10 protein-coding genes are annotated in these 13339 nt (G+C 69.9%); 7 read left to right on the forward strand and 3 right to left on the reverse strand.

The window, feature by feature from the left end; translation table 11 throughout:
* Positions 1–251: 251 nt before the first annotated feature.
* From ACF1BE_RS30375 to ACF1BE_RS30385, 3 genes are read left to right on the forward strand one after another with little or no spacing between them, the layout of a single operon-like run.
* Positions 252–1550, forward strand: coding sequence for an extracellular solute-binding protein (locus tag ACF1BE_RS30375; RefSeq protein ID WP_392202211.1), 1299 nt, complete (start codon positions 252–254; stop codon positions 1548–1550).
* The gene (locus ACF1BE_RS30380; protein ID WP_392202212.1) at positions 1547–2593 is read left to right on the forward strand and encodes a carbohydrate ABC transporter permease; all 1047 of its coding nucleotides are present in this window, start codon (positions 1547–1549) and stop codon (positions 2591–2593) included. Before ACF1BE_RS30375 ends, ACF1BE_RS30380 begins: the two co-directional genes overlap by 4 nt.
* 32 nt (positions 2594–2625) lie before the next feature.
* Positions 2626–3471: a carbohydrate ABC transporter permease gene (locus tag ACF1BE_RS30385; protein ID WP_392202213.1), complete on the forward strand. Its 846-nt coding sequence runs from the start codon at positions 2626–2628 to the stop codon at positions 3469–3471.
* Between the two features lie 235 nt (positions 3472–3706).
* Here ACF1BE_RS30385 and ACF1BE_RS30390 read toward each other — a convergent pair whose 3' ends face one another.
* Positions 3707–4213: an EF-hand domain-containing protein gene (locus ACF1BE_RS30390; protein WP_392202214.1), complete on the reverse strand. Its 507-nt coding sequence runs from the start codon at positions 4211–4213 to the stop codon at positions 3707–3709.
* 580 nt (positions 4214–4793) lie between these two features.
* Here ACF1BE_RS30390 and ACF1BE_RS30395 point away from each other — a divergent pair.
* On the forward strand, positions 4794–6128 hold the full coding sequence (locus ACF1BE_RS30395) for a cellulase family glycosylhydrolase (RefSeq protein WP_392202215.1): 1335 nt from the start codon (positions 4794–4796) through the stop codon (positions 6126–6128).
* 60 nt (positions 6129–6188) lie between these two features.
* On the opposite strand, the gene ACF1BE_RS30400 is transcribed toward ACF1BE_RS30395, so the two are convergent.
* Positions 6189–7226, reverse strand: coding sequence for a LacI family DNA-binding transcriptional regulator (locus ACF1BE_RS30400; protein WP_392202216.1), 1038 nt, complete (start codon positions 7224–7226; stop codon positions 6189–6191).
* Positions 7223–9643: a glycoside hydrolase family 2 protein gene (locus tag ACF1BE_RS30405; RefSeq protein ID WP_392202217.1), complete on the reverse strand. Its 2421-nt coding sequence runs from the start codon at positions 9641–9643 to the stop codon at positions 7223–7225. The genes ACF1BE_RS30400 and ACF1BE_RS30405 overlap by 4 nt, the downstream gene beginning before the upstream one ends.
* Before the next feature lie 270 nt (positions 9644–9913).
* Here ACF1BE_RS30405 and ACF1BE_RS30410 point away from each other — a divergent pair, with 270 nt between their 5' ends.
* The 3 genes from ACF1BE_RS30410 to ACF1BE_RS30420 all read left to right on the forward strand — a co-directional run bounded on the left by ACF1BE_RS30410 (position 9914) and on the right by ACF1BE_RS30420 (position 13133).
* Positions 9914–11233 (forward strand): ABC transporter substrate-binding protein, encoded by a 1320-nt coding sequence (locus tag ACF1BE_RS30410; protein ID WP_392202218.1) that lies wholly within the window; start codon positions 9914–9916, stop codon positions 11231–11233.
* A gap of 101 nt (positions 11234–11334) precedes the next feature.
* Positions 11335–12294 carry a carbohydrate ABC transporter permease gene (locus ACF1BE_RS30415; RefSeq protein ID WP_392202219.1) on the forward strand — a complete coding sequence of 320 codons (960 nt, stop codon included), beginning with the start codon at positions 11335–11337 and terminating at the stop codon, positions 12292–12294.
* The gene (locus ACF1BE_RS30420) at positions 12291–13133 is read left to right on the forward strand and encodes a carbohydrate ABC transporter permease (protein WP_392202220.1); all 843 of its coding nucleotides are present in this window, start codon (positions 12291–12293) and stop codon (positions 13131–13133) included. Before ACF1BE_RS30415 ends, ACF1BE_RS30420 begins: the two co-directional genes overlap by 4 nt.
* Positions 13134–13339: the final 206 nt, after the last annotated feature.

Raw genomic sequence — 13339 nt, forward strand, 5'->3', positions numbered from 1 at the left:
CACGCCTGCGCCACGGGCGCTCGCGACCCGCACCAGGAAGACCTGAGCCTCTCGCCCTCGGCGGCGAGAGGCTCCCTTTCGCGCGCCCTGCGGCCTTCGTGCCGCTCGGGCGTTGCACGGCGTGCGTCTGCCGGTCACAGAGTGGTTGAGACCTCTTGTGGGCGTGTTCCTGCTGTCTCTAACCTCCGAGCTGTTGTGCAGAGCGAAACCGTCATTGCACATGCTGCAACACCGCATCGGAGGAGCACTCCATGAAGCTGTCCGTCCGTCTTGCCGGGTTCACCGCGCTCGCCGTCACCCTGGCCGCCGCCTGCGCTCCCCAGACCTCCGGCAACTCACCCGCCGGCAAGGACGAGAAGACCGGCACCCTGCGCGTCTGGCTCTTCCAGGAGGTCGACAACCGGCCCAAGCAGCGCGTCGTCGACGCGGTCCTCGCCGGCTTCGAGAAGGCGCACGACGGCGCCGAGGTCACCGTCGAGTACATCCCCGTGGAGACCCGCGCCCAGCGCATCAAGGCCGCCTTCAACGACCCGAAGTCCGCGCCCGACGTGATCGAGTACGGCAACACGGACACCGCCGGCTACGTACGGGACGGCGGACTCGCGGACGTCACCCGGGACTTCAACGCCTGGAGCGAGGCCAAGGACACCGATCCGACCGCCCGGCAGTCGGTCACCGTGGACGGCAGGATCTACGGGGCGCCGTACTTCGTCGGTGTCCGGGCGCTGTACTACCGGACCGACATACTCGGCGAACTCGGCCTCGGCGTACCGAGGTCACAGGCCGAACTCATCTCCACAGCGAAGCGGATCCGGGCCGCCAGGCCCGGTCTGTACGGACTCGCCGTCGGCGGCGCCTACACGTACGGCGCGATGCCGTTCATCTGGGCCCGCGGCGGTGAACTGGCGACCGGTAGGGGCGGTTCGTACGCCTCCGTCATCGACGGCCCCGCCGCCCGGAAGGGCATCGAGGCGTACACCTCCCTCTTCGGCGACGACAACTGTCCCGCCGCCAAGTGCGCGGGCATGGGCGGGAACGACACGGTGACCGCCTTCGCCTCCGGCAAGGCGGCCATGGCGATCGGCGGCGACTTCAGCCATGCCGCGGTGGAGGCCGGGAAGGTCAGGGGGAAGTACGCGGTGGTGCCGCTGCCGGGGGTGAAGCCCGGCTCGATCGCGCCGGCGTTCGCGGGCGGCAACAACATCGGCGTCCTGAAGAGCACGTCGCACCGCACCCTCGCCGTGGACCTGATGAAGCGGCTGGCCTCGAAGCGGACGCAGGGCCGGCTCTTCGACGCCATGGGCTTTCTGCCGACCTTCGCGGACGTGCGGCAGCAGGCCGCGGCCAAGGAGCCGTTCGTCAAGCCGTTCGTGCGGACCCTCGCCGCCGGCACCAAGTTCGTGCCGGCCTCGCCCGCGTGGGCACAGATCGACTCCTCACTGGTGCTGCCGACCATGTTCCAGGAGATCGTCAGCGGCAAGAAGGACGTGACCGCCGCCTCCGCCGACGCGGCGAAGAAGATGAACGACGCGTTCGGATCCGTGGGATGACGCGGAAGACCGACGCCGCTCCTTCGCCGGAGCGGGACACACCGAACACCACCACCGGACGGCCGGAGGCCGCACGGCCCGACCGGACGACGGCGGCCGGCCCCGCCCCGCGACCGGCCGGCCGGCCGGCCGCTCCAGCTCCCGTGCGGCCCGTCAGGAGGCCACGCCCGCACGGGGGCTGGACTCCCTGGCTCTACCTCGCGCCCGCCCTCGTCGTCCTCGGCGGGCTGCTGGTCTACCCCGTCTACCAGCTCGGGCTGATGTCCGTGCTCGAGTACACCCAGGCCCAGGTCAGCGGCGGCGAACCGACCAGTTTCCGAGGGCTGGCCAACTACTCCGAGCTGTTCGCCGACGACCAGTTCTGGCAGGTGCTGCTGGCGACGGTCGGCTTCGCGGCGGCCTGTGTGCTGTCCACCCTGGCGGTGGGCTGCGCGCTCGCCGTCCTGCTCACCCGCGTCCGCGCCGTCCCGCGGCTCGCCCTGATGCTCGCCGCGCTGGGGGCGTGGGCGACACCGACGGTCACCGGCTCGACGGTCTGGCTGTTCCTCTTCGACCCCGACTTCGGCCCGGTCGACCGCCTCCTCGGGCTCGGCGACTTCTCGTGGACCTACGGCCGTTACAGCGCCTTCCTGCTGGTCCTGCTCGAAGTGGTGTGGTGTTCCTTCCCGTTCGTGATGGTCACCGTCTACGCCGGCATCCGCGCCGTGCCGCGCGAGGTACTGGAGGCCGCCTCACTCGACGGCGCCTCGCAGTGGCGTATCTGGCGCTCGGTGCTGGCGCCGGTTCTCAGACCCATCCTGGTCATCGTCACCATCCAGTCGATGATCTGGGACTTCAAGGTCTTCACCCAGATCTACGTGATGACCGACGGCGGCGGCATCGCCGGCCAGAACCTGGTCCTGAACGTGTACGCCTACCAGAAGGCGTTCGCGTCCTCGCAGTACAGCCTGGGTTCGGCGATCGGCGTGGTGACGCTGCTGATCCTGCTCGCCGTCACGCTCGGCTATCTGCGGTTGCTGCGCCGCCAGGGGGAGGAACTGTGAGCAGGGGAGGTGTCACGAGCGGGGGAAGAACTGTGCGTCCCCTACGTGGTCTTGTGCGGCGCCCCTGGCGGCTGGCGGCCGAGGCGACCGCGCTGCTGACCGCCGTGGTCGTCGCCTTCCCCCTCTACTGGATGGTGCTCAGCGCGTTCCGGCCGGCCGGGGAGATCGAGTCCACCCGGCCGAGGCCCTGGACGTCGTCCCCGTCCCTGGACTCCTTCCGGCGCGTGTTCCGACAGCACGAGTTCGGCCGGTACTTCGTCAACAGCCTCGTCGTCGCGGTGAGTGTCGTGGTCGCCTCCGCGCTGATCGCCTTCCTCGCCGCGACCGCCGTGACCCGCTTCCGGTTCCGCTTCCGGACCACCCTGCTGATCATGTTCCTGGTGGCGCAGATGGTGCCGGTGGAGGCGCTCACCATCCCCCTGTTCTTCCTGATGCGCGACTTCGGCCGACTGAACACGCTGAGTTCGCTGATCCTGCCGCACATCGCCTTCTCGCTGCCGTTCGCGATCTGGATGCTGCGGGGATTCGTGAAGGCCGTGCCGGAGTCGCTGGAGGAGGCCGCGTACCTCGACGGGGCGAGCCGTGCGCGGTTCCTGTGGCAGATCCTTCTTCCGCTCGTCCTGCCGGGTCTGGTGGCCACGAGCGTGTTCTCCTTCATCTCGGCGTGGAACGACTTCCTGTTCGCCAAGTCGTTCCTCATCAGCGACACTTCGCAGTCGACCCTGCCGATGGCGCTGCTCGTCTTCTACCAGCCCGACGAGCCGGACTGGGGCGGGGTCATGGCGGCGTCCACGGTGATGACCGTGCCGGTGCTGGTGTTCTTCGTACTCGTACAGCGACGCCTGGTCTCCGGGCTGGGCGGAGCCGTGAAGGACTGACGGGCGGACGCCGGGCGGGAGGCGATGCGGTGGCGCGGGCGGGAGGCGATGCGGTGGCGGGGCCGGCGGGCCCACTCCCCCGTCCAGCCCCCGGCCCTGCGGGTGGAGCATCCCGCTTCCCCGCGCCGGCGGCCGCGGCCGGTCGTGCGTCCCCCGGCGTGTGCCTGGCCGTCGCCGCCCTGCCAGGCAGGAACTGAGCCGACGCGGTCCGGTCGCGGGCCCTGGCCGGCCCGGTTCAGCGGACGGCGACCAGGGCGTCGTACATGGGCGATGCGCCCTCACTGACGAAGGCACGGATGGCGGAGAGGTACTCGTCACGGTCGACACGCCCGTCACCGTCGGCGTCCAGGGCGTCGAACGCCTCCCCCGCGTTGCCGGCACTGTTGCCCAGGACCTCCCGCAGCCGGGTGAACTCCTCGCGGTCCAGCATGCCGTCACCGTCGGTGTCGGCGAGGTCGAACAGGGACCCCAGAGCCGGCCGGCAGACGTCGTCGAAGGTGTGGGCACCCGCCCAGGCCGCGTACTCCCGCAAGGTCACCCTGCCGTCTCCGTCCGCGTCCATGGAGTCGTAGACCCGTTGGTGCCGGCTGCGGGCGACGGCCACAAGGGGGTCGTTGACGCCGCGTCCCAGCCTCGCCGCCGCCCGGTCCGGGCGAGTCAGGTACTCGTCCCTGGTGATCACACCGTCGCCGTCCGCGTCCAGCGTGCGGAAGACCCGGTCCCTCGCGGCCATGACGTCCATGCGGCTCCCTTCGACAGACTACGGAGACGATCCAGACGGTCACTATAAGCACAGCGACAGATGCGGATCGTGACGACAGTCGGTCCGCGCCCGGAGTGCGGGGCGACGGAGATCTCGGTGGCCGTTCTCGGATGTGGCGTCCAAATGCGGGATACATGTTCGCTAAACCGGTTCCGTAAACTTGTCCACGCGAGCGGAATGACTGGCCCAATTGACGCCGCTGACTGAACCGAAGCTAAACTTAACCGGTTTGGTTCAGATGGTTGCCTCCTCGACAGTCTCGTTCTAGCCTCTCTCCCGGCCGTCGACGAAGGGGATTTCGAGCCACCCGTTTCCTGGCGAGGTCACCTGGGGTGTCCCTCTTCGGCGGTCTGCCGTCCCGCTGCCCGGTGTGAGCCGCGAACCGATGCCCGGGCAGCGGGCTTCCAACCGGCTCGCTCCTCGCCTTTCCGGACTGCCGGCGCCCCGCCGGGACCGGACGGACGAGCCGGACGCACAGCCATGCAGTGAACGGCAGTGCCGTGCGCGCCGGAGACGTCCCTCGTGTCCGGCCGCACGCGCCACCATCCTGGGAGCAGTCATGAGAAAGTCACTGGCCACCGCGGCGGGAGCGCTGCTGGCCCTCGCCGCCTCGGTACTGGCCGCGCCGGCCCCCGCGCAGGCGGACACGCAGGCCGCGCCGGGCTTCCACGTCACCGACGGGCGGCTGCTGGACGCGACGGGCAAGGACTTCGTCCTGCGGGGTGTGAACCACGCCCACGCCTGGTATCCCACCCGAACGACGCAGGCCCTGAAGGACGTCAAGGCGCTGGGCGCCAATTCGGTGCGTGTGGTGCTCGCCACCGGTGACCGCTGGACGAAGAACGACACCGCCGATGTCGCGTCCGTCGTCGCGCGGTGCAAGGAGAACCGGCTCGTCTGCGTCCTGGAGGCACACGACACCACCGGCTACGGCGAGCAGGAGGGAGCCGTGTCCCTCTCCCGCGCCGTCGCCTACTGGACCAGCGTCAAGGACGCGGTGCAGGGCCAGGAGAAGTATGTCGTCCTGAACATCGGGAACGAGCCCTACGGCAACACCGGGTACGCGTCGTGGACGTCCGACACCGCGAACGCCGTGGCCCGCATGCGGGCCGCCGGATTCCGCCACACGCTCATGGTCGACGCCCCCAACTGGGGCCAGGACTGGTCCTTCACGATGCGCGACCACGCCGCGGAGGTGTTCGCCGCCGACCCCGACCGCAACACGCTGTTCTCGATCCACATGTACGGCGTGTTCGACACCGCCGACAAGGTCAGGAGCTACCTGGAGCGGTTCACCTCCCGGCATCTGCCCATAGTCGTCGGCGAGTTCGGCGACATGCACTCGGACGGTGACCCGGACGAGGACGCCATCATGTCCACCGCGCAGCAGCTCGGTGTGGGCTACCTCGGCTGGTCCTGGAGCGGCAACGGCGGTGGCGTCGAGTACCTGGACATGGCCACCGGGTTCGACGCCTCCCGGCTCACCACCTGGGGACAGCGGATCTTCTCCGGCGCCAACGGCATCAAGCAGACCGCCGAGGAAGCCGGCGTCTTCACCGACGGCGGTCCGGCCACCGGAAGCTGCGCGGTCAGCTACAGCCTCAGCGACTGGGGCAACTGGTTCGACGTGGACGTCACCATTCGCAACACCGGCACGACGGCCGTCAAGGGCTGGCAGCTCGCCTTCGCCTTCCCGGGCGGGCAGAAGTTGAACTCGGTGTGGAACGCCAACGCCGTCCAGCAGGGCAGCGAGGTCCGGGCGAGCAACGAGTCCTGGACGGAGACGATCCCGGCCGGCTCCACCGTGAGTTTCGGGTTCAACGGCTCCTCCACCGGCACCAACGGCGTCCCGGCCGCCTTCACTCTCAACGGCAGCACCTGCGTCAAGAGCTGACACCGCTCCCCCGGGCCGCCAGAGGGCCGCGTCCGCACCGGACGCGGCCCTCCCGCATCACTACGCGTCCGTTCCCGGCGCCGGGGCGGTGGAGCCGCGCGGGGTCAGGGACGGCGTCGGCACCTGATGGCCGCCGGTGTGCGTGCCGTTGACCACGTCGAAGAGCACGCGCGCCACCTCGGCGCCGAAGTGGTGCACGTCGTGGCTCATGGCCGTCATCGGCGGGTGGGTGATCCGGCACAGCTGGGAGTCGTCCCAGGCAAGCAGCGACAGATCGTCGGGGACGGTGAAGCCCATCTCCGCCGCGACGCCCGCCCCCGCGACCGCCATGATGTCGTTGTCGTAGACGATCGCGGTGGGCCGGTCGGCGGCGAGCAGCAGGGTGCGGGTGGCGCGGGCACCCTCTTTCTCGTCGAAGCCGGTGGCGATCTGCCGCCCCTCCTCCAGGCCCAGTTCCCGGATCGTGGCGGCGAAGGCGCGGGTCCGGATGGCGCTGTGCCCGAGGTCGGCCGGGCCGCCGACGCGCGCGATGCGCCGGTGGCCCAGGGCCGCCAGGTAGCGGACCGCCTCGGCGACCGCGGACGCGTCGTCCGTCCACACCGCCGGGAAGGCGCCCGTGAGGGAGGGGTGGCCGACCGCGACCGCGGGCAGGCCGAGGCCCTGGAGGGAGGGCACCCGTGGGTCGTCCTCGCGGAAGTCCACGAGGATCGCGCCGGCGATCATCCGGCCGCGCCACCATTCCCGGTAGACCGCGATCTCCTCGTCGAGGTCGCGCACCAGGCGCAGCAGCAGCGAGCAGGACCGTTCCGCCAGGACGCTCTCGATGCCCGAGATGAAGTCCATGTAGAACGGTTCCAGGCCGAGCAGCCGGGCGGGCCGGCACAGGGCCAGCCCGACGATGTCGACCCGCTGGCTGGACAGGCTGCGGGCGGTGGCACTGGGAGCCCAGCCCAGTTCCTGGGCCGCCGCGAAGATCCGCTCGCGGGTGGCCTGGGAGACGCCGGGCTTGTGGTTGAAGGCGAGCGACACCGCCCCTTTGGACACCCCGGCCCGGGCCGCGACGTCCTTGATGGTGACGCGCCGGGCGGAGCCGCTCACACCACGTCCACGCAGAACAGGGCGGCCTCGACGGCGTCGGCGGTGACGGGGCCGCAGCCCTGGACCCGGATGCGCGTCCGCTCGCCGGGCAGCAGGGTCTGCCGGCCGCGGTCACAGACGGCGGCCGGGCCGAGCCGGTCGGGCTGGAGCAGGAGGTCTCTGACGAGAGTACGGGCGCTCACCACGACATCGACTCTATCTCCCTGGCCGGGCACGGGCTCCAGCGTGACGTCGTAGCGCGGCCGGGGGTAGGCGAAGTCCTTGTCGGGAACGGGGAAGTGCAGCGCGCGCAGCCCTCCCCCATTCCCGGCGTCCCCTCCGCTGTCGGCGACCAGGAACTCCTCGGCGGACCGCTCGTCCGGTACGAGCGGTCCGGGCACCGCGGTCCGGGCGACGGAACGGGGGTCCGCGGTGACGTCGAGGAGGGTCTCGCCGACCACGGTGCCGTCCGCCTCCACCCGCCGCAGCGTCACCGTCGTACGCCAGGGTTCGGCGGACTGGTTGACCGCGGCGAGGACCAGGCCGTCGGTGTCCGGCTGGAGGGTGAGGAGCCGGTCGGCGTAGACGCGGCGCAGCTCGTGGTAGAGCGGCTTGGGGCGTCCGTCGCCGTCGATGGCGGCCCAGGACGTGACCGGCCAGCAGTCGTTGAGCTGCCAGACGATCGTTCCCGCGCACACCGGCCAGTGGGCTCGCCAGTGCTCGATGCCCGCGGCGACGGCGCGGGCCTGGACGAGCTGGGTCAGGTAGTGCCACCGGTCGAAGTCGTCCTCGGGCAGCGTGAAGTGACGGGCGACGCCGCGGTCCAGCTTGCCGTTGCCGTCCTCGGCCTTCTGGTGGTGGAGCATGCCCGGGGAGTCGGGGGCCAGTTCCTCGCCGGGCAGCGCACGGCGCAGGGTGGTCAGCGCGGGGGGCGCCTGCCAGCCGAACTCCGCGACGAAGCGGGGCACGTCCGCCCGGTACTCGGCGTAGTCCTGGCGGTTCCACACCTCCCACGAGTGGTGGGTGCCGTGGGCCGGGTCGTTGGGGTGGTGGTCCCAGGAGCCGGACCAGGGGCTGCCGGCGGTGTAGGGACGGGTGGGGTCGAGTTCGGCGACGATGCGGGGCAGCAGGCCGAGGTAGTAGCCCTCGCCCCAGGAGTCGCCGGCGAGCGGTTCCTCCCAGTCCCAGTCGCGGAAGCCCCAGAGGTTCTCGTTGTTGCCGTTCCACAGCACCAGTGAGGCGTGTGGCATGAGCCGGACAACGTTGTCGCGGGCCTCGGCCTCGATCTCCCCGCGCAGCGGCTGCTCCTCCGGGTAGGCGGAGCAGGCGAAGAGGAAGTCCTGCCAGACCATCAGGCCCAGGTCGTCGCAGGCGTCGTAGAAGGCGTCGTCCTCGTAGATGCCGCCGCCCCATACGCGCACCAGGTCGATGTTGGCGTCGGCGGCCTGGGTGAGGCGGGTGCGGTAGCGCTCGGGGGTGATCCGGGAGGGGAAGGCGTCGTCGGGGATCCAGTTGACGCCGCGCGCGAAGATCCGTACGCCGTTGACGACGAGGGTGAAGCCGGTGCCGTGTTCGTCGGCCGAGCGGTCGAGCTCGACGGTGCGGAATCCGATCCGGCGGCGCCATGTGTCGAGCGGGCCCGACTCGTCACCGAGGGTGATGTCGAGGTCGTACAGGGGCTGTTCGCCGTAGCCGCGGGGCCACCACAGGCGCGGGTCGGGGACGTCGAGCCGCAGCACCGCCGTGTCACCGGTGACGGTGACCTCGGTACGGACGCCGGCCACCTCGGCCTCGGCGCGCAGTGCGCGTCCCCGCCCCCACGGGGTGCGCTCCAGTTCCAACCGCACCTCGACGCGGCCGGTGCGGTCCTCGACGCCGACCAGGGGCCGCACCCGGGCGATGCGCGCGGTGGACCAGTGCTCCAGCCGGGCCGGCCGCCAGATGCCCGCGGTCACCAGGGTCGGCCCCCAGTCCCAGCCGAAGTTGCACGCCATCTTCCGGATGTACTGCGACGGCTCGGGATACACGTTGGGCCGCTCCCCCGTGACCGCGCGGACGGCCGCCGCCTCGTCGTAGGCGGAGCCGAAGCGGACCTCCAGCTCACCGGTGCGTCCGGTGACGTCGAACCGGTAGCCGCGGTGCATGTTGCGCGTCGTGCCGACGGGGCGCCCGTCCAGGGTGATGTACGCGGCCGTGTCGAGGCCCTCGAAGACGAGATCGGTGCGCTCGTGGGCGGTGTCGTGGCCGAGGTGCCGGACATAGGTCCAGGCCCGGCGCCCCACCCAGGCGACGTCGGCCTCGTTGCGGCCTAGGAAGGGATCCGGGACGGCCCCGGCCGCCAGCAGGTCGGTGTGGACGCAGCCGGGCACGCGGGCCTCCAGCAGGTCCTCCCCGTGGCGCAGGCTCCAGCCCCCGGTGAGCGAGGTGACGTCCTTCATGGTGCGGCTCCAATCGCCTGACTCAGGCCGTTCGAGGGACAACGGCGGCCAACCTAACGCGCTGATCTGCACACTGTCCATAAACCGGTCTATCTGCTTCCCTGCGAGGGCTTGCCTGTGAGAGTGCCACGTCGCAGGGGTCACGATCCACTGGACGGTAACAATTACGCATCGTGCTCGAAATTTCAGCTTTACCGGTTAACCAAGGGCTGACATAGTGCCGACATCCCACTCGCAGAGCTGAGCCGCAATCCTGAAGGAGCTGGGCACATGAGGAAGAGGAAGGCACTCACCGAGGCGCTTCTGGTGACCGCGATACTGACCGTCGCGGGTTGCGGGGGCGGGGGCACAGCCTCCACGGAGATTGCGAAGGCACCTGCCGACCCGGCCGACGCGTCGGGCACGATCAAGGTACTGACGGCCCGCACCGACCTCGTCCAGAACGGCACGATGGCCAGGTACGCCGGCGAGTTCAACAAGACCTATCCCAAGGTCAAGGTGAAGTTCGAGGCCCTCACCGACTACGAGGGCGAGGTCAGGATCCGGATGAACACCGAGGACTACGGCGACGTCCTCATGATCCCGGCCGCCGTGGCCAAGAACGACTACCCGAAGTTCTTCGCCCCTCTGGGTCCCGCAGGTGAACTGGGCGCCAAGTACCGGTTCAGCGACAAGAGCGAGGTCGGGGGCAAGGTCTACGGCATCGCCCAGTTCGGCACGGCCAACGGCTTCCTCTACAACAAGGCCGTCTGGAAGGAGGCCGGCATCACCAGGTGGCCGGCCACCCCGCACGAGTTCCTCACCGACCTGAAGGCCGTCAAGGCGAAGACGGACGCCCTGCCGTACTACACCAACTTCAAGGACGGCTGGCCGCTGACCGCCTGGACCAACAACGTCGGCTCCGTCACCTGCGACGCCAAGGCCACCGACAAGCTCGCCGGCGCCGTCTCCCCGTGGAAGCGGGGCGGTGAACTGAACACGATCGATTCCCTGCTGTACGACATCGTCAAGGGCGGCCTGACGGAGAAGGACCCCAGCACGACCAACTGGGAGGCGTCCAAAGGTCTGATCGCCCAGGGCGAGGTCGCCACCATGCAGCTCGGCTCGTGGGCCGTGACGCAGATGCGGGACGCGGCGAAGAAGGCCGGCGCCGACCCCGGCGACATCGGCTTCATGCCCTTCCCCGTGCAGAAGGGCGGCAAGTACTGCGCCGTCCTCGCCAGCGACTACCAGCAGGCGGTCAACATCCACTCCGCGCACAAGGCCGCCGCCCGGGCCTGGATCGACTGGTTCACCGAGAAGTCGGGCTACTCGGCGAAGGAGGGCGCCGTGCCGGCCCTGAAGTCCGCTCCCATGCCCGGCACCCTGAAGGACTTCACTGACAACGATGTCACCTTTCTGGAGCGTTCCGAGGCGAGGACCGGAGAGGTCAACACGATCGACAACGCGGCCGAGATCGGCCTGAACAAGCCGGACTACCGCCAGAAGCTGGTCGACCTCGCCCGCGGCGCGCAGCACGGCAGTCTCGACGACTACCTCGCGGACCTCGACAAGCGGTGGAACGAGGCGGCCCGCACCGCCGGTTCCTGAGCGGCGCCGGTGCCTCCGGCCCGCCCGACGCCGGTTCCGGCCCCGTCCGCGCCGGACGGGGCCACCGCCCGTCGCCCACCCGCGAAGACGAAAGGCCCGACATGACCGAGACGACCCGCACGGCGCCCGCGAAGGTGCCGGGCACCGCCCCGCCGCCCCGCCGGACGCCCGCCGCGGACGGGGGCCGCCGGGGGGTGCGCGTCCTGCGCCGGCTCACCCCCTGGTTCTTCCTGGCCGTTCCCCTCGTCCTGCTGGTCACGTTCACCTACGTGCCCGTGGGCAACATGATCTACTACAGCTTCACCGACTGGGACGGCGTCAGCCCCGACCGCCGTTTCACCGGTGTCGGCAACTACGAGCGGATATTCACCCGACCCGAGCTGTTCCGGGTGTTCCTCGTCAGCTTCTACTACCTGGCCGCGTCGGCCGTGCAGACCGTGATCGCCCTGTACTTCGCGACCGTGCTCAGCTTCGACCTGCGGTTCCGCAACCTGTTCAAGGGGATCCTGTTCTTCCCCTACCTGATCAACGGCGTGGCCATCGGCTTCGTCTTCCTGTACTTCTTCCAGGACGGCGGCACGCTCGACTCGGTGCTGTCGTGGTTCGGCGCCGGCTCCGGGCACGCCTGGCTCGGCGACCCCTCGTCGGCGAACACCTCCCTGGCGGGAGTGTCCGTCTGGCGCTTCACCGGGCTGAACTTCGTACTGTTCCTCGGCGCGATCCAGTCGATCCCCGGCGAGCTGTACGAGGCGGCCCAGCTGGACGGGGCCACGCGCCGGCAGCAGTTCCGGCACATCATCGCCCCGGGCATCCGGCCGGTGGTCAGCCTCAGCGTCATCCTGGCGGTCTCCGGCTCCCTGTCCGTGTTCGAGATCCCGTACATCATGACCGGCGGCGCGACCGGCACGACGACGTTCGTCATCCAGACGGTCAAACTCGCCTTCCAGTTCAACAAGACCGGCCTGGCCTCGGCGGCCGCCGTCGTCCTGCTTCTGATCATCCTGCTGATCACCTGGATCCAGCGCCGCCTCGTGCCCGACGAGAAGGTGGACCTCGTATGACCACGCCCCTGCCGGCCCGCCGCCGGATCGCACCCGCACTGACCTACCTGTCGCTGGCCGTCGCCTCCCTGGTCGTGCTGATCCCGCTCGTCGTCGTCTTCCTCACCTCCCTCAAGACCTCCGAGGAGGTCTCGGACGGCGGTGCGCTGTCGCTGCCGGGCGACTGGCTGAACTTCGACAACTACGCGACGGCGTTCAGCGACGGCAAGATGCTGTCCGCCTTCGCCAACACCACCTTCATCCTGCTGTTCTCCATCACCGGCACGGTGATCATCGGCTCGATGACCGCGTACGCCATCGACCGCTTCGACTTCCGGGCGAAGAAGTCGATCATGGGGCTGTTCCTGGTCGCCACCCTGGTGCCCGGTGTCACCACACAGGTGGCGACCTTCCAGGTGGTCAACAGCTTCGGGCTGTTCAACAGCATCTGGGCGCCGATCCTGCTGTACATGGGGACGGACATCGTCTCGATCTACATCTTCCTCCAGTTCGTCCGGGGCATCCCGGTCTCCCTCGACGAGGCCGCGCGCCTGGACGGGGCGAACACGTTCACCATCTACTGGAAGATCATCCTGCCCCTGCTCAAACCGGCGATCGCCACGGTCGTCATCATCAAGGGCATCACCGTCTACAACGACTTCTACATACCGTTCCTCTACATGCCGTCCGAGGACCTGGGCACCATCTCCACCGCGCTGTTCCGCTTCAAGGGGCCGTTCGGCGCGCACTGGGAGGACATCTCCGCCGGCACGATCCTGGTGATCCTCCCGACCCTCCTCGTCTTCCTCTTCCTCCAGCGCTACATCTACAACGGCTTCGCCCAGGGCGCGACCAAGTGACCTCCGCGCGCCGGCGACCGACGTCCCCGTCGGCCGGGAGCCCTGGCGTGTTCGCCGGGGCCCCGGGGGGCAAGGGGCCGGCTGACGCGGCGGGTGGGGTCCGAGGGCCGGGCACGGAGGGGCCCGAGGCGCGGAGTGGGGGCCCGAGGCGCGGAGGGCCCGGGCAGGCTGGGCTCAGGCAGGGGGAGGCTCGGGCGCAGACGGTC

Origin of the sequence: Streptomyces sp. NPDC014991, assembly GCF_043080665.1 — a bacterium.
Classification (GTDB): Bacteria; Actinomycetota; Actinomycetes; order Streptomycetales; family Streptomycetaceae; genus Streptomyces.